The 21,110-nt window shown below is 54.8% G+C and carries 18 protein-coding genes and 1 pseudogene; 15 read left to right on the top strand and 4 right to left on the bottom strand.

Annotation, left to right across the window (positions count from 1 at the left end):
* Positions 1–18: 18 nt before the first annotated feature.
* The 14 genes from Q8N04_10855 to Q8N04_10790 all read left to right on the top strand — a co-directional run bounded on the left by Q8N04_10855 (position 19) and on the right by Q8N04_10790 (position 15,313).
* Positions 19–417, top strand: coding sequence for an SxtJ family membrane protein (locus Q8N04_10855; GenBank protein MDP3091170.1), 399 nt, complete (start codon positions 19–21; stop codon positions 415–417).
* 27 nt (positions 418–444) lie between these two features.
* Positions 445–597 carry a DUF5989 family protein gene (locus Q8N04_10850; protein ID MDP3091169.1) on the top strand — a complete coding sequence of 51 codons (153 nt, stop codon included), beginning with the start codon at positions 445–447 and terminating at the stop codon, positions 595–597.
* 273 nt (positions 598–870) lie between these two features.
* The gene (locus Q8N04_10845) at positions 871–1,920 is read left to right on the top strand and encodes a polysaccharide deacetylase family protein (protein MDP3091168.1); all 1,050 of its coding nucleotides are present in this window, start codon (positions 871–873) and stop codon (positions 1,918–1,920) included.
* A 42-nt stretch (positions 1,921–1,962) separates the two neighbouring features.
* Entirely contained in the window at positions 1,963–3,177 is a 1,215-nt protein-coding gene (locus Q8N04_10840; GenBank protein ID MDP3091167.1) for an ATP-grasp domain-containing protein, read from the top strand.
* A gap of 2 nt (positions 3,178–3,179) precedes the next feature.
* Positions 3,180–3,824: a low molecular weight protein-tyrosine-phosphatase gene (locus Q8N04_10835; GenBank protein MDP3091166.1), complete on the top strand. Its 645-nt coding sequence runs from the start codon at positions 3,180–3,182 to the stop codon at positions 3,822–3,824.
* Positions 3,821–4,933, top strand: a complete 1,113-nt coding sequence (locus Q8N04_10830; GenBank protein MDP3091165.1) for a glycosyltransferase — start codon at positions 3,821–3,823, stop codon at positions 4,931–4,933. Before Q8N04_10835 ends, Q8N04_10830 begins: the two co-directional genes overlap by 4 nt.
* A 109-nt stretch (positions 4,934–5,042) precedes the next feature.
* Positions 5,043–6,368 carry an O-antigen ligase family protein gene (locus tag Q8N04_10825; GenBank protein MDP3091164.1) on the top strand — a complete coding sequence of 442 codons (1,326 nt, stop codon included), beginning with the start codon at positions 5,043–5,045 and terminating at the stop codon, positions 6,366–6,368.
* A gap of 181 nt (positions 6,369–6,549) precedes the next feature.
* Positions 6,550–7,626, top strand: a complete 1,077-nt coding sequence (locus Q8N04_10820) for a glycosyltransferase (GenBank protein ID MDP3091163.1) — start codon at positions 6,550–6,552, stop codon at positions 7,624–7,626.
* Positions 7,627–7,701: 75 nt separating this feature from the next.
* Positions 7,702–8,061 (top strand): four helix bundle protein, encoded by a 360-nt coding sequence (locus Q8N04_10815; protein ID MDP3091162.1) that lies wholly within the window; start codon positions 7,702–7,704, stop codon positions 8,059–8,061.
* A gap of 40 nt (positions 8,062–8,101) precedes the next feature.
* A complete protein-coding gene (locus Q8N04_10810; GenBank protein MDP3091161.1) occupies positions 8,102–10,162 on the top strand; it encodes a Gfo/Idh/MocA family oxidoreductase in 2,061 nt (686 codons plus the stop codon).
* 57 nt (positions 10,163–10,219) lie between these two features.
* Positions 10,220–10,999: an FkbM family methyltransferase gene (locus Q8N04_10805; protein MDP3091160.1), complete on the top strand. Its 780-nt coding sequence runs from the start codon at positions 10,220–10,222 to the stop codon at positions 10,997–10,999.
* Between the two features lie 18 nt (positions 11,000–11,017).
* Positions 11,018–12,250 (top strand): glycosyltransferase family 4 protein, encoded by a 1,233-nt coding sequence (locus tag Q8N04_10800; protein ID MDP3091159.1) that lies wholly within the window; start codon positions 11,018–11,020, stop codon positions 12,248–12,250.
* Between the two features lie 28 nt (positions 12,251–12,278).
* Positions 12,279–14,195, top strand: coding sequence for an asparagine synthase (glutamine-hydrolyzing) (asnB, locus tag Q8N04_10795; protein ID MDP3091158.1), 1,917 nt, complete (start codon positions 12,279–12,281; stop codon positions 14,193–14,195).
* 59 nt (positions 14,196–14,254) lie between these two features.
* On the top strand, positions 14,255–15,313 hold the full coding sequence (locus Q8N04_10790) for an acyltransferase (GenBank protein ID MDP3091157.1): 1,059 nt from the start codon (positions 14,255–14,257) through the stop codon (positions 15,311–15,313).
* A 93-nt stretch (positions 15,314–15,406) separates the two neighbouring features.
* Here the strand turns inward: Q8N04_10790 and Q8N04_10785 are convergent, their stop codons facing one another.
* The 3 genes from Q8N04_10785 to Q8N04_10775 form a co-directional block, all read right to left on the bottom strand.
* Positions 15,407–16,333 (bottom strand): hypothetical protein, encoded by a 927-nt coding sequence (locus tag Q8N04_10785; GenBank protein ID MDP3091156.1) that lies wholly within the window; start codon positions 16,331–16,333, stop codon positions 15,407–15,409.
* A 145-nt stretch (positions 16,334–16,478) separates the two neighbouring features.
* Positions 16,479–17,438, bottom strand: a complete 960-nt coding sequence (locus Q8N04_10780) for a hypothetical protein (GenBank protein MDP3091155.1) — start codon at positions 17,436–17,438, stop codon at positions 16,479–16,481.
* Between the two features lie 999 nt (positions 17,439–18,437).
* On the bottom strand, positions 18,438–19,283 hold the full coding sequence (locus tag Q8N04_10775; GenBank protein ID MDP3091154.1) for a fibronectin type III domain-containing protein: 846 nt from the start codon (positions 19,281–19,283) through the stop codon (positions 18,438–18,440).
* Positions 19,284–19,305: 22 nt separating this feature from the next.
* Between Q8N04_10775 and Q8N04_10770 the strand changes: the two genes are divergently transcribed.
* On the top strand, positions 19,306–19,692 hold the full coding sequence (locus Q8N04_10770) for a hypothetical protein (protein ID MDP3091153.1): 387 nt from the start codon (positions 19,306–19,308) through the stop codon (positions 19,690–19,692).
* Positions 19,693–20,969: 1,277 nt separating this feature from the next.
* Here Q8N04_10770 and Q8N04_10765 read toward each other — a convergent pair.
* Positions 20,970–21,110: pseudogene (locus Q8N04_10765) on the bottom strand (IS630 family transposase).

Genomic DNA, 21,110 nt, shown 5'->3' with positions numbered 1-21,110 from the left:
TACAGAAAGGGATAACCGATGGAAAATGTTGAGGTAACGAACAAAACGCTCCGCCAGTTCGGTCTCATGGTCGGCGGGGTCTTCCTGGTGATCGGGCTGTGGCCGTTTCTCTGGCGGCAGGAAGCCATACGGGAGTGGGCCGTGGTGCTCGGTGCGCTCTTGTCTGTGGCTGGACTCGCCGTGCCGGCAATCTTGAAGCGCCTGTATCAAGGGTGGATGTGGGTCGGGCATGTGATGGGATGGATCAATACCCGCATTATTTTAGGCGTCCTATTTTACGGGATTGTGACGCCGATGGGCCTGGTGATGAAGCTGGCGGGCCGCGATCCCATGTGTCGAGGATTTGACCCCGATGCGCCGACATACCGGGTGATTCGCACCCCTAGACCGGCGGCTCATATGAAGAACATGTTTTGAACGGATCTATTTCCAGGAGGACGACAGATGGGCGATTTTATTCAAGAGTTATGGGCGTTCATGAAAGAGCGGAAAAAATTCTGGCTCCTGCCGATTATTCTCGTGCTCGTTTTGCTCGGCAGTCTGATTGTCTTGACCCAGGGGTCGGCCGTCGCGCCCTTTATCTATACGCTGTTCTAACAGGATCCGGGGAAAGTCCGCCAGCGGCGTTCTCGCATCGCTTAGAGGCTCAACGTACAGCGCAGAGTACGATTCGCCTCTTCGCTCGCTGCGGCCTTGCTGGACGGCCTTTTTGCGCATCTTGTGGGCTATTCCGACGCCGACACGGCGAATGAGTTGGCCGCGGTGTGTGGTGCAGCAATCGATTTTTTCCGCAGCCTGCTAAGTCTGATGGTCTGCCAAGCATGCGAAGTTATGTGCAGGACGATCTGATGGCGCATTTGGGGTGATGGTGTGATCGCTCGACTCAAGGCCGTAACCTGGAGGGTATTAGGCGGACTCTATTCTGTTTCCGGGCTTTCACAGTTCCGACATCAGGGGCGCGTGATCGTGCTGACCTATCACCGGGTTGTGTCTCACGAGGTAGTGGAACGTCAGCACATTCAGCCCGGCATGTACATGCTGGAGGAGTCCTTCGCCGCTCACATCGCCTATCTTCGGGAGCGATTTACGATTCTCTCCTTGGATGAGCTGCTGGACCTGTGGCGGACAAATCAGTTCAAGCGCGACCGGTCTTACTGCGTCATTACTTTTGATGATGGATGGCGGGATAATTATCAGTTCGCCTTTCCTATCCTGAGAAGGTATGCGGTCCCGGCGACGATCTTTCTTGCGACAGATTTTATCGGAACACCTCGATGGTTTTGGCCGGATCGGATGATGTTGGTTTTGGCGCAGGCCGGATCCCAGAGGAGCGGCCCGACGACCCGTGATGAGGTCTCAGCGGTCTTGGCCGATACGGTCGGAGTCCGTCAGTCCGCTGACGATGGGGGCTTCATGTTCGTAAAGTCAGGTCTGCCGATTGACGCCGGTGCGATCATAGAACTCTGTAAAGACAGAGCGGTCGATGACATTGAAGCTCTCATAGACCGTCTCGGTCGTGTCCTTGGTATGGACCGTCCTTCGGAGCGGGTCCTGCTTGATTGGACCGAGGTGCGCGAGATGGCCGCTCAGGGTGTGTCATTCGGATCGCATTCCTGCTCGCACAGGATTCTGACGAACATTCCGTTGTCGGAAGTCAGCCGCGAGTTGACCGAGTCACGAAATGCGATGCTTCAACAAGGGGTCACGCCGTCTTCGGCATTCTGTTATCCCAATGGAAATTTTAATCCGGATATTCAAAAGCTGGTCAGAGAGAGCGGGTATCGCGCCGCGGTGGGTTGTGAGATAGGGCTGGAGGGTGATCGCCCAGGCGATCCGTACGCGCTGAAAAGGGTCAGCCTGCATGAGGACAGCAGTTCATCAGCTCCGCTGCTCGCATTGGCGCTATCCGGTATTCGATAGGCCGATGGCAGAGCAGCATGTTCGTAGAGGACCGAAATCGTAATGGGGTCGAAGCCTTGCGTGCTAGTGACGGATGGTCAGGAGCGTGCCGCCCTCGCTGTCACCCGAAGCTTGGGGCAAGCAGGCATTCCGGTGGTGGTTGGAGCCGAAACGCTGAAGTCCTTAGCTGGAGCTTCGAAGTACTGTCATCAGGCCTGGCAGTATCCGTCGCCGCTGGAAGATCCTTCCCGGTTTGTGTCCAGTGTGATCGATGCGGTCGGCCGGTTGGGCGTGACCGCTATTATGCCGGTGACGGATGCTACGACTCAGGTGCTCGCAGCCAGGCGAGAGCAATTTCCTGCTGCTGTCTTGAATGCCATCCCGCAGTTGGAAAGTTATGAACTGGTATCCGACAAATACCGGTTGATGAAAGTCGCCCAGGAGCTGGGCGTGCCGATTCCCACTACGGTCTATGTCCCGGACGGAGATCTCGCGTCCGTGCTCGACCAGGTGACATCATTCCCTGTCGTGGTGAAGCCGGGACGATCGCTTCTGATGACCGACCATGGATGGGGCAAGACCAGCGTCCATTTTGTGTCATCTGTGGATGAGTTGATTGATCTGTATCGGAGGATCCCTTATTTGAAAAATCCCTCGCTCATTCAGCAGCGGGTTGAGGGGGAGGGCCAGGGAATATTCGGGCTGTTCGATCATGGAAGACCCTGCGCACTCTTTGCGCATCGGCGAATCAGAGAAAAGCCGCCGGCCGGAGGAGTGAGCGTGTTGAGAGAGAGCATCGAGCTTCCCAAGCCCATGACCGACTACGCGGTCAAGTTATTGGAACAGGTGAAATGGCATGGCGTGGCGATGGTCGAGTTCAAGGTCGATCAAACCTCCAAGATTCCGAGACTGATGGAGATCAACGGGCGGTTCTGGGGGTCTTTGCAGTTGGCGATCGATGCGGGTCTTAACATTCCCTATCTCCTCTATCAGGTTGCGAGTGGGCAGTCTGTGGCGATTCCGGACAACTCCTATCGCATCGGTACCCAGTCCCGATGGTTCCTGGGAGATCTGGACCATCTGCTCATGCGTCTGACCAAAACGAACGCCACGCTTCATCTCGGCCCGCACGCGCCGTCACGGTGGCGTTGCGCGGCGGAATTCGCGAAGCTGTTTCAGCGGAATCTGCATTATGAAGTGGAATCGCTGAGCGATCCTCGCCCGGCATTGGTGGAGTATCGTGCCTGGATTAGCCAGTTAGCGGGAGGAGCTCGATGAATATGGGTGACACGCCAAGTGTGGGAGCGCATTGCTGGACCTTTCTGCGGGCGCTCCGTGCGACGGGGGGATATATCATCGGCAAGCTGAACTTCGTTCGCCATCGCTATGAGCGGTGGACGGAAGTCCGATTGCCGGACTCCGTTCAATCTGTGCTCTTTGTCTGCAAGGGCAATATCTGCCGGAGCCCCTTAGGGGAGGTGTGTTTTCGCGCGCTTGCCATGCAGGCGGGACGATCGCTCACAATCCGTTCGGCCGGACTTGAAACAACTCCCGGGAAGCCGGCCCATCTCAAAGCGCAGGCCACAGCGCTCGAGCACGGGCTGTCGCTTGAGAAGCATACGACGACCCAAGTGCACGCGGAATTGCTCGAGAAGTCAGACCTGATCATTGTCATGGAGGTAGCTCAAAAAGATCGGATTCATAGTCTGTACCCAAAAACGATCGGGAAGGTGGTGTTGTTGGGACGTTTTGATTCTACAGGTCCTCTTGAAATTGCAGATCCCTATAGCGGGACCAGTGAAGATTTCCGTTCCTGTTATCAGCAAGTAAAGCGATGCTGTCAGGCCCTGGCAGCCCGATTGGATATGAGAACGGGCGATCAGAAGACACGCCAGTTATTTCCAGATACCCAAGTAATTAAATGACTGCCGGTAAACACAAGACGACGGTTCTGCATCTGTCGACCAGCAGTGGGCCCGGTGGTGCTGAGAGAGTGATCAGCAGTCTTGCGGCAGCCCTCAACCAACAAAACTGTCGCGTTATTGTTGGGCTTTTCCGTCCAGGATGGCTCCAGGACGAGTGTGAACGTCTGGGAGTTGAGACAAAACTATTGCCACTTCCAGGCGGTCTTCAGATCGGCTGGTTCCGGGACTGCCTGCGTCTGGTTCGCGAGGAACAGGTAGCAATAATTCATGCTCATGAGTTCAGTGCCGTTCTGTTTGGATGGATCGTGGCGAGAATTTCAAAGGTGCCGTTTGTGGGAACTGTTCACGGGAAAAATTATTATTGGGAGAAGTTTCGCAGACGCCTGGCATATCGAATAGTCAGTCGGTATGGTCGGCTTGTCGTAGTGTCGGAGGATCTTAAGCGATTCGTTTCTCTGCGGGTCGGTATTCCGGAGTCGCGACTGCACGTGATCTATAATGGGGTAGAGTCGCCGGCGGTTGAGAACGATGCCTCTTCGCAGGCATGCAGAGCGGAGTTGGCTCTTCCGGCAGGTGTTCCTGTGATCGGGACAGTTGGGAGCTTGTATCCGGTCAAAGGACATCGTCATCTGCTTGATGCCCTGCCGGCCATACTCAAGCGACATCCGGGGACCGTTCTCCTCATTGCCGGGCGTGGTGAATTGGAGATGACGCTCAAAGAGCAAGCAACGCGGCTTGGCGTTGATGGGCAGGTCCGTTTCCTGGGGATGAGGAATGATGTTCAGCGGCTCTTGTCAGTCATGGACGTCTTTGTGTTGCCGTCATTGTCCGAGGGGCTCTCGATGGCGCTGCTAGAAGCCATGGTGTCTGGGAAAGCTGCGGTGGCCACGAAAGTTGGTGGAAACCCCGAGCTGATTGACCATGGCAAGACGGGTTTTCTGATTCTGCCGGAGAACTCAAGTGATCTTGCGGATCAGCTCATGGCTTTATTAGATAATCCTGAATTGACTAGAGCGTTTGGCCGGGCTGGTGCCGAGCTGGTACATCGCCGGTTCAGTAAGGCCGAGATGATTTCCAGGTATCAGACTCTATATGCAAGTCTCTTGTAGCCGTTCTTGTCCGGCGCGAATTGAATGCGTAGACGTTTCAATTTGCAAGTTTCCGTGGTGATCAATGCTGCCAGATCTTAAGTCTGTTCGAACCCAGGGACGAACGCCGATGCCTGCTTTACGTTCGAGTGGAGCTTCGGAGAGCAAGGCGGGGTTCTATCTCGTCATGGCGTACCTTCTGTTTGAGTTTGGCCGCCCTCAGGAGTTGATTCCCGGACTCAAACTTATCCCCATCGCCCTAGGAATTAATCTGTTGCTGTTCCTCAACGTGTTGATGTCGGGGAAGCTGGATTTTTCCAGGCTCCAGACAAAGCTGTGGATCGTGCTTTTTGGAGTCATGGCGATCCATGTGCCGATCGCGGTCAATAATTTTCACGCCTTGATGACGTTCAAAGACATGGTGCTCTTATTTTTCACCTATCTTGGCATTACAACTTTCGTGAATTCGACGGAGAGGATGCTGACGGTGATGAAGTTTTGGGTGGGTGTCCACGGCTTCTTGGCCATCATGGGGATTGCAAAAGGAGGAGTCGGTATTGGGGCCTGGATGGGCGACGAAAACGATTTTTGTATGGTCATGAATATGGCGGTGCCGTTTGCCTACTTTCTGCTGTTCTCTGCAACCGGGTTCTCGTTGCGGATGAAGTACCTGGCGCTCCTGGGAACGTATATTCTCGCCGCAATGGCAACGGTATCGCGCGGAGGGTTTATCGGGTTGGCATCGGTCGGAGTCTATTGCTGGTATCGTTCTCCCAAAAAAATGAATGCGCTGATTGTGGTTGCCGTCGCCGTAGTTTTTATGGCGTTACTGGCACCTGAAAAGTATTGGGATGAGATCACTTCATCAACTAGTGAAGAGACGATGAACGAAGGTACCGGAGGAGAAAGGCTCTATACCTGGGGGATTGGTATGGAAATGTTCTTCTATAATCCTATTATTGGCATCGGGCAGAGCAACTTCCCATGGACCTTTGATAAATATCAGGGAAGCCGAACCTTCCATGAAAAATCTATCGCAGGCCGGCAGGCTCATTCTGCATGGATTACCTTGATCTCGGAGTTGGGCCTCGCTGGAATAGTCCTTATCGGAGGAATCATCTTACAGAGTTTCAGGGACCTGCGATGGGTCGCACGCAAACTCGCTCTTCCGGTTGTGCGGACGGCAGGTCGCCAGCCAGCCCAAGCTCGTGAAGACATTCGTGTCTATCTTGCTCGGGCTATGGAGGGAAGTCTGATCGGATTCATCGTGAGCGGTGTGTTCATTTCCATTTTATGGTATCCGAGCTTATGGATCATGGTGGCATTAGTGGTCGCACTCAGAAATATTTCTGAGATACAGGGGGCTGCAGCAATGCCTGCTGGAACTCATCCGCTGCAGCCATGGGGGGCTCGGATCCCGCGCTTTGGTGGAGGGCTTGTTTCCACTCGCTCATAGGTTCTCCGGCGCTTCCATATAGGGAGGCTGATTGCGAGTGAAGGAGAGCGGGACATGGAATATCTCCATGCCCTAGTGATCGCAAGGAGTGCGGCAGGTGTTCCCACCATCGAGTGAATTCCCCCCTACACCTATTTCTATCTGTCATGTTGCCACAGGTGATCTTTGGGCAGGAGCGGAGGTGCAGCTCAAGGTCCTGTTGTCAAGATTGGTGGGCAGGGCCGACATTCAACTGTCGGCGATCTTATTCAACGAAGGTAGATTGGCGACAGAGATTGAGGCGCTAGGCATTTGCGTCAAGGTGTTTCCTGAGAATCGATGGAGCAGCGGCAAGATCTTTTGTGAGCTGGTTCGCGAATTCAAACAGTCACGGGCTGGGATCGTTCATACTCACAAGTACAAAGACATGATTCTGGCAGCGCCGGCTAGTAAGTTGTGCGGGATTCCACATGTTGTACGAACGGTCCATGGCCTCAGCGAACCGTTTAAAGGTTTGCAGGCGTTTAAGATGAATGTTTATGAATTGGTGGAGCGCACAGTATATCGATGCTGTGTCGACGCCATCATCGGCGTCTCATCTCAGATTGAGAGCAGGTATAAGACGGATGAAGCGGCCCCCCTTGTTACGTGCATTCGAAACGGGATCGATCTGGAGCAGAATCCCATTCAGGCAGACCGATGGTTGACACGCAAAGAGTTGGGGGTTGATGTGGAGACCTGCCTGATCGGCACAGTTGGCCGGCTCACGCCGGTGAAAGGTCTCTCGTACCTGCTTCAATCTGTTTCCATTCTCCTGCGCCAGCGGGCGAATGTGAGGTTGCTGATCGTGGGGGATGGGGTGATTCGCAAGGATCTGGAGGCGCAGGCGCGCGACTTGGGAATTAGCGAAACCGTTGTCTTTTTAGGACATCGAGAGGATACTCAAGAACTACTGCAGGCCTTGGATATTTTCGTCCTCCCCTCGTTGAGCGAGGGTATTCCCATGGCCTTGCTTGAGGCGATGGCGGCGTCCCGGGCTGTCGTGGCCAGCCGGGTGGGAGGGATTCCTGAAATCGTTGAGGACGGAGTCGAGGGAATTCTCGTTGAACCGATGGATGTACCCCGACTTGCGGAGAGTTGCGTGAAATTGATCGATTCCCCGGAGATCGCCATGAAAATGGGAGAGCAGGCTCGAAAGAGAGTAGTGCGGGAGTTTTCTGCGACGGCCATGGCGGATCGGGTCGCAGGACTCTATAAAGAATTGGTGATGTCTCGATGAGAGCGATGAAGAGATACAGCTTGTGTAACTGCTCAGGTAGATAGGCTGAAGGCTGAAGGATTTTAGTGATACATCGTGCGTGATCATACAAAACTTCGGGCATTTGAGTTGGCTGATGAATTAGCCATATTGGTGTATCGAGTAACCGCAGGGTTTCCGAAAGAGGAGTTGTTTGGACTGACTTCTCAACTACGGCTGGCATCAGTGTCAGTTCCTTCTAACATCGTGGAGGGGTGTGCTCGTGACAGTGAGGCAGAGTATCTCAGATTTCTCAATATCGCCTTCGGGTCATTGCGGGAACTACACTATCAATTAAATTTGTCGAAGCGGTTGGGCTTCTTGCCCAACGAGGATTCATCTCTACTTGAACCCACAGTCGTAGAAACCGAGAAGGTTTTGAATGGCTTGATTCGTGCCTTGCGAGATAATTTATAGCCTTCGGCCTTCAGCCTGAACACCTGAGTAGGTACAGCTTGTGACAAACTCTGACCCAACAGCCTCACGAACGAGTTCCCTTCGCATAGCGCTGTTCGGCGCCGGACGCCATGCTCAGCATCATGCCCGTGCTATTGTGAGATGCGCGGGCGCCAGGCTGGTTGCGGTGGCCGATCCTTCTGATGCGGCCCAGGCGGCGATGCGGAGCATTGTCCCTGGGGTCAAGAGTTATGGCACCCCTGAAGAACTATTGGCCGCTGAACGACCTGATGTGGTGCATATCTGTACCCCGCCGGCCTCCCATGGGCCGCTGGCGCTGGCCGCCCTGAGGGCTGGCAGCCATATCTACGTGGAGAAACCATTTACGGAGCGAGTCGAGGATGCGCAACAAATCCTGGATGAAGCCCGGGCAAAGAACCTCCTGGTCTGCGCCGGTCATCAGTTGCTCTACGAGTCGCCGACAGCGGTCCTGACCCAATACCTGCCTTCCATCGGCCGGGTCGTGCATGTCGAGAGTTATTTTTCCTTTCGTACGGTCCGACATGCTCCCGGTGGACGCACCGTGCTCCGTGCAGATCATCAATTGCTCGATATCCTGCCCCATCCGGTCTATCTGCTGCTGCGGGTTCTCGAGCAGTCGGGGGAGGGGCGCATCGAGCTGGTCTCGCTCGAAGTGAGCCAAGCCGGGACCGTGCATGCACTCATCCGGCGCGGTGGCGTGACCGGGACCTTGGTCGTGACACTCGAAGGGCGTCCAGTTGAGAGCTATCTGCGGGTGATCGGGAAAAACGGCTCACTCTTCGCCGATTATGTCCGGAGCACCACGCAGCGGGCGATCGGTCCAGGCTCGTCGGGCGTCGATAAGCTCTTGGCTCCCTATCGACAGGCCTGGCAGCTCCTGACCGGGACCACGTCGGCAATGGCGCGCCGGTTTCTCAAGAGCCAGCGCAGTTACCCAGGGCTGGCCGAACTCTTCGGCGCCTTCTACGAGTCTGTGCGGACAAGCACCCCTTCTCCGCTCTCTCCTGAAAGTCTGCTTGAAACCGTTCGCATCTGTGAGCGGGTGGCCGAGGCGCTCAAGGTCGGAGAGGCAAAGGCGTTGGCGTTGGCAGCCACGAGGCCTGTCGAGAGCCGGGGCGTGCTGGTGACGGGGGGAACCGGGTTTCTCGGGAAGGAGATTGTCCGTGCTTTGCTAGGGCGCGGTCGCTCCGTTCGCGTGGTGGCGCGTCGCGAGCCTTCGCCTTGGGAACGGATTGCCGGCGCTGAATATGTCGTGGCGGATGTGGCAACAGGCGCCGGCGCGCATTTGTTCAAAGGAGTCGATACGGTCATTCACGCAGCAGCAGAGACTGCCGGTGGGTGGCCGGAACACCAGCGAAATTCGCTCGATGCCACTTCGCACATGGTCAGGGGCGCGGCTGCCGCCGGCATCGCGCATTTTATCCATGTGAGCAGTCTGGCGGTGTTGGCCCAGGGGCAGGGAGGACCGATCGGCGACCATCATCCCTTGGAGCCGAACAGCAAGGGGTCGGGGCCCTATGTGTGGGGCAAGCTCGAATCGGAACGGCGTGCCGTTGATTTGGGAGAGGAACTTGGCTTGTCGGTCAAGGTGATTCGTCCTGGCGCCTTGGTGGACTATCGGGATTTCGATCCTCCAGGCCGTCTCGGCAAGCGGCTGGGAAATTTCTTTGTGGCCGTTGGGTCCCCGCGCGACAGGCTGGGCATCGTGGATGTGGGATTTGCCGGCCGGTTCCTGGCATGGATGACTGATAGGTGGGAGAGTGTGCCGAGTCCGTTGAATCTGCTCGACCCTGTCTCTCCGACCAAACGCGAGTTGTTGGATCATCTTCGCAAAGCCAATCCGGATCTCACAGTGATCTGGCTCCCGACCTTCGTCCTTGTGCCGCTCTCGTGGGTGGCGGCTGTGTTGCAAAAACTTCTTCGTCCCGGTAAGCCCTCGATCAATGTAGCTAAGGTATTCAGCGTGCAGGCCTATGATACATCGTCCATTGCCATGCTTGCCGTCAACATTGAGGGGCTCGGAATGAAGGATGGGGCCTCCGAATGCAGTACTCGGTCCTCTTCGCCTAATAGTAACTGAGTGCCTTTTTTGATCTTTCACAGCCACCACCCTAACCCTGGTTCTTGAGGTTCTGTCATGTCCACTTTAAAGAGGCTTGCCGTAACACTGCTGCCCCATTCCGTATTGGCCTGGGGCAAGAAGCATTACTATGCTTACGTTGTTCCACGATTTTGGGAAGCTGAGATCGAGCCGATCGCTTCTTTTGTTCACGCCGGGGATTCCGTGATCGACTTAGGAGCTAATATTGGATGGTACAGCGCAGTTCTTTCAAGGTTAGTGGGGGAGAGCGGGAAGGTCTATGCAGTAGAGCCAATTCCTGAAACCTTTTCTCTGCTCTCTTCAGTCATCAAGAGGCTGGGGTTGACCAATGTGGAGCTCTTCAATTGCGCAGTCTCGGAGAAGGATGGTACTGCGGTAATGGAGCTTCCAAAGCATGAATATGGGGGGACGAACTATTATATGGCTCGGATTGTTTCGGGGAAGTCTGCTGAGCCACGGGTTGACAGGGTTGAAGTGCCTCTCAGGTCGGTAGATTCACTGTTTCCCGAACGATTGTCAGAAAGGGTGACTTTCGTAAAGTGCGATGTGGAGGGGCATGAGCTGGCTGTGTTGAAAGGGGCCTCACAGTTCTTCGCAAGAGTAAAACCTGCACTGATGATTGAGGTTACTGGAACTGCGGCGATGCAGGATGCTCCCGATAACGAATTTTTCTCAATTATGGCTCGATACGGCTATGTGCCGTACTCATATGATGGGAAAAAGCTTCGAAGGCGAGTCAAGGGGCATTGGAGCGTCAACTATTTCTTCTTGCAGGATGTGCATTTGCCGCAAGTCGCTCACCTTCTTTCTGAATGAGTTTGCGAGGATGTGCTAATGAAAGTTCTTTGGCTCGGGCACAATATTGGCTATCCCCCGAAAGGTGGTGCGCTTCAGCGAAACTACAATCTTATTCGCGAGGTGGCGAGCCAGTGTGAGTTGCACCTGTTGGCCTTCGATCAACCGGTGACTCGGCCGGTACATATTACTCCGGAAGATTGCGTCGCTGCGCTCTCTAAATTTTGCGCATCGGTCGATTGGGTTCCCCTCCGACAGTCGTCCCTTTTGCGCTCACGATACGGGCTCGCGATTCAGGGGCTGGTGTCACGAGAACCTTATGATTTTCTCTGGCTAAAGTCAGAGGAAATGGCGAGGAAGCTGACGAGGGCGGTGAAAGAGTTTGCGCCGGATGTAATACATTTCGATGCGTTGGGTTTGGCGCAGTACCATCATTTGGCAGGCCACGCCGGGACTATTCTCACTCACCATGATGTTGAGTCAAGCAAGATTGGTGTTCGGGCAAAGAAGGCAGCGAATCCGCTCTTGCGAAGATACTTTGAATTAGAATCCTTGAAGCTCGCATCTGCTGAGCAGGAGTGGTGCCCGCGATTTGGTGCCAATGTTGTCGTGTCTGAAGATGAAGGAGCCGTGCTATCGAGGGTTTGCCCTGGTCTTGGGATCCGGGTGGTGCCGAATGGAGTGGATACCAGCTATTTTACCCCACGGCGTGATCCCGGCGGGAACTCAATCCTGTTTTGCGGCAGCATGGACATGCATCCGAACCAGGAAGCCATGGAGTATTTTCTTCAGAAGATTTGGCCACGACTTAGTGCTCATTCGCCCGATGTCAATCTCTGTGTGGCTGGAAGAAATCCGCCTGAATGGCTTGTTCAACTTGGACGATCAGACGCTCGTATTCACATTACCGGATTCGTGGATGATGTTAGATCGTATTTTCAGAAGGCAGCGGTATGCATATGTCCGATCCTCAGCGGTGGAGGGACCCGGCTTAAAATCCTGGATAGTCTTGCGATGGGAGTGCCTGTGGTCGCAACATCTTTTGCTGCTTCCGGTCTTTCGCTGAGGCATAACGAACACTTGCTGCTAGCTGATTCTGAGGACGAATTTGCCAGGGCCATATTGGAATTGCTTGGTGACCAGGCATTGAGGGTACGTTTGTCGCGAGCCGGGGCCGATCGTGTTCATGAGGTCTATTCGTGGGCTGTTGTAGCCAAAGCTTTGATTGAGGCCTACGAATTTGCCTCTAGAAATCAAGCGATAGCCGGATAAGACTTCCGAAGGGGAGAATACATCTGATATGTGCGGCATTGTCGGCAGTGTTCATGCAGAGCTCGGACGGATCGATCAGCAATTGGTCCGTCGGATGTGCGCGCTGATCCGGCGGCGCGGTCCTGACGACGACGGTTTCTTCTTCGACGGGCAGGTCGGGTTAGGCATGCGCCGACTGGCGATCATCGACGTCAACAGCGGCCGCCAGCCGGTCTTTAACGAAGATCGCACGGTGGCGGTTGTCTTCAACGGAGAGATTTACAATTACAAAGAGCTTCGCGAGGGGCTCCTAAAGCGCGGGCATGTCCTGACCAGTCATTCGGATACGGAATGTATTGTCCATTTATATGAAGACTTCGGTGAAGATTATGTCACGCATTTGCGTGGCATGTTTGCGATTGCTCTTTGGGATCTGCGCCAAAAAAAGCTCTTGCTTGCCAGAGATCGCTTCGGGATCAAGCCGCTGTATTATTGGCAGGACGGGCGAGATCTCTATTTCGGGTCTGAGCTGAAGTGCCTGCTCGCAGTCGATCGCTACGAACGGCAGATGGATCCCCAGTCTGTCTCAGACTTCTTCACTTTTAAGTACGTGCCAGGGCCGCATACGATCTATCGGGGCATCGCAGAGTTGCCTCCAGGACATACCGCGGTATGGAGGAACGGGGAGCTGACGACGCGGCGATACTGGCAGCTCAAGTTTTCTACAGATCACAATAAATCGGTCGACTATTATCGTGAAGGTCTGCTGCATCATCTGGAAGAAGCGGTGCGTTTGCACCTGGTGAGCGAGGTGCCGCTCGGTTCATTTTTGAGCGGAGGCGTCGATTCCAGTGCCATCGTTGCGTTGATGGCCAAGATCTGTCCGGGAAATGTGAAGACGTTTACCGTGGGGTTTGGAGAGGGGCAGCCAGGAGCCGACGAGCGCCCCTATGCGAGAACGGTTGCTGATCTGTTTAAGACGGACCATTCAGAGTGCGTTTACGACAATCCCCAGACGCAAGTCGAGTCAATTCTTCCCTTGATGCTTGAGGCGTTTGATGAGCCGTTTGCGGACTCCTCGATGATTCCCAACTACCTCGTGTGTCAGGCGGCCAGGCAGTGGGTGACGGTAGCAATGTCCGGGATCGGAGGGGATGAGCTCTTTGCCGGGTATGAGCGATATCGCGGTGCCCTTGCAGCGAACTCCTACCAGCGATTGCCCGGCGTGCTCAGGCATAGTCTCCGAGCGCTGATTCATTCGCTCCCACAGTGGGATATGGCTGGGCTCTGGATTGATCGGATGAAGCGATTTGTGGATGGCGCGTCTCTGCCCTTGCCAGAGCGGTACCAGCAGTACCTCTCGGCGTTTACGGAGCCGGACAAGGCAGGTCTTTTCAGTCAAGATTTCTTGAGTGAGCTGAGAAAAGCCAACGTAACTACTGCAGAGCTTGCGATGCATAAGGTCGAACAATGCCGGGATCCGCTCGAATGGATTCTTCTCACGGACATGGAGACCTATTTGCCCGATGACGAGTTGCGTAAGGCGGACCGCTTGAGCATGTGGCATTCGTTGGAAGTGCGAGTGCCTTTTCTTGACCACAAGCTTGTCGAATTCGTCTCGACAATTCCCTCGGGACTGAAGTTGAAGGGGTGGGAGAAGAAGCATATTCTCATCAAGTCGTTAGAAGGTGTGCTGCCTCGTTCAATTCTCAATCGAAGGAAGCAAGGGTTCTCGATCCCACTGGATAAGTGGCTGCGCGGGCCCTTGCGTGACCTCCTTGGGGAGCATCTGTCGCCGTCGTCCCTTAAGGGAATAGGGCTGTTCAATGGTGTGACGGTTCGTCGCATGCTTGAAGAGCATGATCGAGGCGAGAGAAACTTTGAAACGCAGCTATGGGCCATATTAGTTTTCGTACTCTGGTTTAAGACCTACATGAATAGGAGTCCTTCAGCTACTAACGTGTGAAGGAGTTCTATGCACGATCTTCTGCGACTACGAATCCGACCTGAAAAGGCCTGAGGCCTATGCCGCCCTCTAAAAGCAGAATCCAGTTTTTGGATTCCCTCCGCGCAATAGCTATTGTCATGGTCATAGGGCAGCATGCGTTGGGCTACAGCCAGCTTTCCCCCGGGGTTCAATCGACGATCGTATACTGGTTTCAGGTCGCGGTCCCGATCTTCTTTCTAGTCGATGGATATCTTTTTGCTCATAGGCTCGAGCACACTGGAAAGTTAGATTATCGGGATTATATGCAGCAGAGTGCGAGACGTTTGGTTGTGCCGTGGCTACTTTTCAGCTTGCTGTATCTCATGGCAAGGCTGGCATATGAGTACTTCGGTCATCCCCCGGATCAAATTGTTCTGGGGCGAGATCTAATATATCTGCTGGGCGCTATCTGGGTGGGTGCTCCTGCGGTACAGCTGTATTTCCTGCTTTCCCTCTTTTTTGTTCGATCGCTTTCTTTCCTCACGAAATATGTCCAAGGTCTGTCGCCGATGGTCACTCTCGTTGCGGCGTTTGGCTTAAGTGTACTTTGGAGTCACACGAATGGCATGACGGTAGCTGGATTCCAGATCAAGGCCAACTGGGGTGGTGGACAGGATCCACTTTTGCACGCGGTCTGGGGGCTGCAATATTATCTTCTGGGTTGTGCGCTATACGCCTCCAATCCATGGCTATCCAGGCACGCAAAAGTCTTGGCAGTTACCGTCCTGGCCATCTTGGTAGTTCTCTACTACGGAGAATATAGTTCGCCATCCCTGACTCAGTACTCCTATTTGTGTGGTTTCTACTTGTTGCTTTTGGCAATTGGGGATCGCAGCAGGGCTCTGGGTGGGATTGGATGCTCTACGATGGGCATCTACCTGGTACACCAGCCGGTGGTGTTAAAAGGAATGTCCGTTGCCTCCGCTTTAGTTTTTGATAATACGGGCTTGTGGTGCTACCTGCTCGTGGTTATTGGGACTTTGGTGTGTTCCATCTGGATTACCCGATTGCTAATGAAGGTGCCACATGCTCACCGTCTGTTCGGCGAACCCCGAACCGTTGCAGCTGCGCTACCAGGTGGGCTGGAGCGGTTTTAGTGGGCATCAAATTAGCGCACGGACATCTGTCACCCGAACTGCCAGAAGATTTCTTTTCCCCCAATCTAAGAGGGTTTGAGGGCCTATAGATGCTCATCTGGCAGTGAATCCACTTGGCGTCGCTGGGGGCGTCGTATCCGATGGTGGAAGCGGCACGCCGCTGAAACCGACCCGCGTTGTGGTGACGGTGAGGTTATCAATGTACATTGAGCCTAGGCCATCCTGTCGGTAGAGCTTAGTGCGGTACCATCGGGCATCTGACGGCATTCGCCCACCAGGAGTGGTATCAACAAACTCCCGATTCGTGTGGCTGGCCGCAAGAAACGCCGTACTGCCGGGCGGCGTGATATAGAGTTGATAGGCGCCATCAGCTTGTCCTGGCGTATTCAGTTTGAAACGGGCCTCGTAGCCTACCCACTGGCCGTCCGGCTGCTCGTAGGATTGCACGTTCTGCCACATATTCTCGGTATCATAGGGGATGGCTGTGCCGGTCCCAGGCCCGTTGGGTCCCTTGTGATCCTTAATGCCTTGTGCGGAGAGGGTGAGTTGTCGGCCTCCGTAGAAATAGTGAAACACCCAGCCGTTCACTTGGCCGTTCGATAGGGACTTCATGTACTGATAGATGCCCTTTGTTGCCACCCCGCCGACGCCATTGCCTCCTGCCGTTTTGAAGCCTGGTGCCATGTAGGAGTACCAGGTAATCCAAACCTCGCGCTGGGTTTGATCGGTGTAGTCCCATTCTGCACTGCCGCCCCCTTGCGGTGGGTTGTCGTACTGCGAGCCGGTGTAGTTGTAACGAAGAGCCTGTGCTCCCCCAGCGACGGGCGAGGGGACCAGATTAAACGGCCCACCGGAATTTGGGAAGCAACAATAGCTTTGGCCAGGCCAACGTGCCGCGATGGAGGCCGCGCTGCCCTCAAAGTCCTCTGAGATCAATGTGGTGGCATACACAGGCGAAGTTCCAAGAACCCAAGACGCGGCAACTACTCCTAAGTAACGAAACATCTTAATTGAGGTCATCAGCTGTCCTCCTTTCAATTGCATGGGAGTAAGTTCTGTCTCGCATATAGTTCGCACGGCTATAACCCGCCATTCGTTTCCCGCATGTAGGTTAGGCGATGATAATGAGCTGCTAGAACGCAGCACCTTCCGCCTTTTCCATCATTCATTGGGCAGCCAGTCCATGTGGCATTGCCGGAGGGGGAGCATCGCCGAATCCGTTGCCTCCGTTGCAGCCAATTCTGGTATTCCCGACTGCAAGGTCGTCGGTGTAACGCAATCCAGAATTGTACTGTGTGTAATGCGTTATACGATCAAATTTCGAATCTGGTCCGTTGCCGTTTACGAGCGCTGGGCCTCTCGCCAAGATGTCGTAGTGGCCCATTGATAAGACTCCGTTCACGAACATCTCGATAATCCCGTCGTCTCGTCCAGGCGTGTTTAGTTTCACATGATATTCGACGCAATACCACGTGTTGTCCTGGAGTTGTACCGCTGCGTGGTTGGGGTAGTAGTTGCAGCTATCATAGGGGCCAAATCTTGTGCTTGGGCAGGGTCCATAGTGATTCTGGAGGCTAAAGCCTTGCGCGCGGTCGCCGTAGAAATTGATGAAGAACCCGGAGATGCGGTTTCCCGGACCTGTGCCCTTAATGTAATGGTATTTCCCTCCTGCTCCAGATGCCACTTTTTCAACAGGGGAGATAGGGAGCTCATTCGCATTGGCATACCTAAATGATGTGCCAGGCGGATTTGCTCCAGTGCGATACCAGTTCCTGATCCAAATATCATCGGTAGGCGGGAACCCTCTGTCGTAATATGTCCCGCCTTGAATTTCAGGATTGGTCGGGTGGTATTCGGACAGCAGGCTGTTTGATCCTGAAACGCTTTGCTTGTTGGAAATGTGGGCATTGCATCCTTGAGGGTAGCTGGCAGGAGGACCGCAGGCTGAGACGTCCCAGGTATCGTTAAGAACGCCGTCATCGAAGTTGTCTTCCCAGAAAATTGTGCCTCCGGCAGTTGACGGGAGCATCATGAAAGATATTGCCATTCCCATGATCGTTGGGAACCAGATGCAGTGCAGCATCTGGTTTGAGGCAGGCATCTGGTTGATTGCTCCGTTTCTCATCGTGCGCGCTCTCACTATCGGAAAATCAATCCTTGAGGAGTCGGTGGTGGCACAAGCGTCGGTTGCGCCGGGGTGGGAGCTTGGACTGGCGGTGTTTGAACTGGAGGCGTGGTCGGCTGAACCGGGGGCGGTGTTTGAGTTACTGGGGTGGGACTGCTGCTTTGTGGCGGGTTCCCCGAGCATCCAATGCGCTGGCCTCCAAACGCTAATTTGTCTATATATAAGTCGCCCTCTCCGTGCTGGACATAGAGGCGATTAAATGTAAGATTTTCGGTGAGGCTATGTCGTCCGCTTGCAACTGCATCTCGCATTTGGACATCATACCGAGCAATGCCCTGTACGCCATCAATCCAGGCTTCCACTACTCCATTCAGCACGCCAGGGCTGCTTATCTTGAGATGCGTTTCAATGCAAACCCATCTGTTTTGTGGGATTGTCGGGCCATAGATATTTAGTGTGTCCGTGCCTCCTTTGATGCCTTGCACTTGAACACTTAGGGAGGCCTTTCCAAAGAGCATGATCCACCAGAAGCTCGGATAGCAGCATTCTGAACCCTGTAACATTAGTTTTGTCCCTGCGGCTTCATCCACGACGAAGTTGTCAAGGTAGAGATAGTAGCGTGACCAGAGATTGTCCGTGGCTGTTCCGAAGTAGCGATCCGTGAAGGTGCCTCCTTGGATGCCTTTGCCCAAAAAATGTTCCTTCAGCGAGTAGGATCCGCTATACACAGGATTACTGGAGTACGACATTCCTCCGACCAGGGGGTACCCTGTATTCCCAGGCTCCAACTCATCATCCCAATACACAGTCGCATTGGACCACGATGGTGCTAGCACAAGGCAGCTTAGGGCTAAGAGGGCGACTCTCACGGCAATTGTAAATCGGGTACTACGAACACTTTCCATGCTCATGTGGCATTCCTTTACTTGTTAAACTTGTCCGAGCACTCCAGAGACATGGAAAGTTCTACCACACCTAACCTGGCTCTCAGAACGGTTATTAATAGACACTCTTACTTGTTTCGTTTGAAGAAGGGCTTTCGTTTCCTGCCTGGTCATAGGCTGTGATCACGAAAAAGTACGTGAATCCTTTCGCCAGACCGCTTGATACGTATTGGGTTGATCCTGCCGGTATCGTGGCAATGGGTGCGCCATATCCTCCTGAAGAGGTTGCACGATACACCTTATACCCTGCGAGATCGGATTCGCTATTGGGATTCCAGGACAGTGTAACCGTTCCGGTCGTCGGTTGTGTAGCTGCCGCTATGGTCAGTGTCACCGGTACCGTTCGCGGGGTATTTGTAGCCCCGGATGCAGATACGGTAATGATGCCGCTATAGCTTCCCACAGCGAGCCCCGCGATATTGACGCCCGCCACGACTGAGTTCCCCGATTGGGTTGCAGTCAGCCAGTTAGCGTTATCTGTGACGGTCCAGGTCAGGGTTCCCGTACCGGTATTGGTAATGGCGATGTTCTGTGTCGAGGGGTTGTTCCCGCCGGCGGTGGCATTAAACGCAAGATTTGTGGGGCTCATGCCGATGGTTGGTTGAGCCGGCGCAGCGGTTACCGTGAAGGTGACTGGAACGGTGGCCGCTGCGGCCCCGGTCGCGTAGAGCGTGACCGCGCCGGTATAGGTGCCTGCAGCTAGACCTCCGGTGATCGGGCTAATCGTCACCGTGCCATTTCCCGTACCGGTGGTTGGGGAATGCGATAGCCACGTCGCACTATTGCTGACCGTCCAGATGAGGGTTCCCCCACCAGTGTTTCTCACAGCCAGTGACTGTGGCGTCGGGTTTCCACCTCCCTGCTGCGCAGTAAAGGTCAAGCTTGCGGGAGTGACCCCTATTGCCGGAGGAACAGCGGCTGCTGTGATGGTGAGCGAGACGGTTACGGTCTGCGGTGTGTTTGTCGCTCCCGAAGCGGCAATCGTAATGGGAGTGCTGATAGTGCCAACGGATAAACCAGTCGTATTGACCGCGACTGATATCGTTCCGGATCCGGTTCCTGAGGCAGGGCTTAGGCTGAGCCAGCTCGCATTTTCAGTTGCCGTCCAGTTTAACGTTCCACTCCCGGAGTTGGAAACGGAGATCGTCTTGTTGGCCGGATTGCTTCCTCCCTGGACAGCCGAGAACGACAAGGTTGTCGCGCTTAAGCCGATGGTGGGAGTGGGAGCCGCGGTGACGTCAAAGCTCACCGTGACCATCTGTGGGGAATTGCCCGCACCGACTCCGACGATGGTGATCAGGCCACTATGAGTTCCAACCGATAGACCGGCGGGATTCACCCGTACACTGACCGAGCCGAGATTGGTCCCCGAGGCCGAGGAGCTGTTATTCAATGTCAGCCAGGCGCTATTGGATGATGCGGTCCACGTCAGCGTGCCCGGTCCCGTATTGGTCACGGTGAGAGACTGAGCTGCCGGACTGGATCCGTTCTGAACGGCGGAAAATGATAAGACGCTTGGATTGCGAGTGAGTGTGGGGCTAACCACTGTCGGGTCAGGGTCTTCCTCTTGGTAGGCCACGATTTGCGCCGCCCCTGGTAGCTCAGACAGAAGTCGCTGCATTCGGCCGGGAAGGCTTGGTCCACGGGCTCCGGACGGAGCTGCCGCGGCGACTCTGGTCGATGGCTGTGCGTTTCCCATCAGTGCGGAGGGGGATGCTGCCGCAGCGGCTAGCGGCGCAGGCTGCATGGGTGCGAGCGGCCCAGCAATCGGGGCCGCGAAGCTGACTGGAGAAGACGGCCTATCTGCTACTACCTCCTTGGTCGAGGTTGTTCCCGGCTCCGGGGACGCCGTCTTTGCAGGGAGTGCGTTGATGGCTGGTGCCACTGACGCTTGATTCAGGGTTGCCGCGCTAATCGCCCCGGCCTGGCTGCTGCCCGAGGGGGTCGGCCGGCGGACCAGGCGATGCGACTTTCGTGATCCTGCCGATGAAGATTTTGCGGTAGGGGACAGCGCCTTCGTCGACGCCCCCTGCGTTTGCAATGGGGCGCTCTCTTGGGTCATAGCGGCGGCATGGGAGATCGTCGGTATCTCATAGGCCATTGATATCGAGATGCCCAAGCTGATGCCGAGTAGTACCCGTTTCAATATCTTGGCGCTCAAAGATTCCATTGAAGAGTGCATGGTAAGGGGCCTCCGTGTTGCTCGACCGCCCTGCAAGTCAGCCATCTACCTCACGGTGGATGAATGGTAACCGTGTGGAGCTAGAGCAAGATAGATGCCTTGTATAGGTGCTTCGAGAATTGTATAGGCATTAGTGGAGGTGGCGCCTTTTCAAACAGTTAGCAATCAGCGTTGAGGAGGGCGCTGAGCTGTGTGTTGTACCTATGGGGGCGAAAGCGTAGGGGGGAGAGAACATGCTGGAGCTTTTCAGGGGGGAGGATCTTTGCTCTCCAGATGACGCTGGGGCTCCTCAATAGCTAGTGTCAGTTCGATGACTTCTTTGCCTGGTTATTCCTGAGCCAGGGAGTCGATGATTCTGTGATGGTGTGCGGGCTTCCTTCCCTCCTGGGTTGTCCCCCGCTATCTCTAGTGTCCTGTCTCCGAAGTTCGCTGACAAAATCGGGCCACGCTGGCCAGGATTTCGTCGGCGGTCTTCGTCCATGTGAAGGGTTTGGGGGGGGTGTATTGGTGACCGTGATGTAGTGCCGGATGGCGGCCTTGAGGGCT

The organism is Nitrospira sp., from assembly GCA_030692565.1.
In the GTDB taxonomy this organism is placed as follows: Bacteria; Nitrospirota; Nitrospiria; order Nitrospirales; family Nitrospiraceae; genus Nitrospira_D.
Note: the sequence above shows the minus strand (reverse complement) of the source record. Positions and strands in the feature narration are given on the sequence as shown.

Coding starts and splice junctions, on each gene's coding strand:
- Q8N04_10855 (MDP3091170.1), top strand. CDS start 19: ATGGAAAATGTTGAGGTAACGAACAAAACGCTCCGCCAGTTCGGTCTC.
- Q8N04_10850 (MDP3091169.1), top strand. CDS start 445: ATGGGCGATTTTATTCAAGAGTTATGGGCGTTCATGAAAGAGCGGAAA.
- Q8N04_10840 (MDP3091167.1), top strand. CDS start 1,963: ATGGGGTCGAAGCCTTGCGTGCTAGTGACGGATGGTCAGGAGCGTGCC.
- Q8N04_10835 (MDP3091166.1), top strand. CDS start 3,180: ATGGGTGACACGCCAAGTGTGGGAGCGCATTGCTGGACCTTTCTGCGG.
- Q8N04_10830 (MDP3091165.1), top strand. CDS start 3,821: ATGACTGCCGGTAAACACAAGACGACGGTTCTGCATCTGTCGACCAGC.
- Q8N04_10825 (MDP3091164.1), top strand. CDS start 5,043: ATGCCTGCTTTACGTTCGAGTGGAGCTTCGGAGAGCAAGGCGGGGTTC.
- Q8N04_10805 (MDP3091160.1), top strand. CDS start 10,220: ATGTCCACTTTAAAGAGGCTTGCCGTAACACTGCTGCCCCATTCCGTA.
- Q8N04_10800 (MDP3091159.1), top strand. CDS start 11,018: ATGAAAGTTCTTTGGCTCGGGCACAATATTGGCTATCCCCCGAAAGGT.
- asnB (MDP3091158.1), top strand. CDS start 12,279: ATGTGCGGCATTGTCGGCAGTGTTCATGCAGAGCTCGGACGGATCGAT.
- Q8N04_10790 (MDP3091157.1), top strand. CDS start 14,255: ATGCCGCCCTCTAAAAGCAGAATCCAGTTTTTGGATTCCCTCCGCGCA.
- Q8N04_10785 (MDP3091156.1), bottom strand. CDS start 16,333: ATGACCTCAATTAAGATGTTTCGTTACTTAGGAGTAGTTGCCGCGTCT.
- Q8N04_10780 (MDP3091155.1), bottom strand. CDS start 17,438: ATGAGAAACGGAGCAATCAACCAGATGCCTGCCTCAAACCAGATGCTG.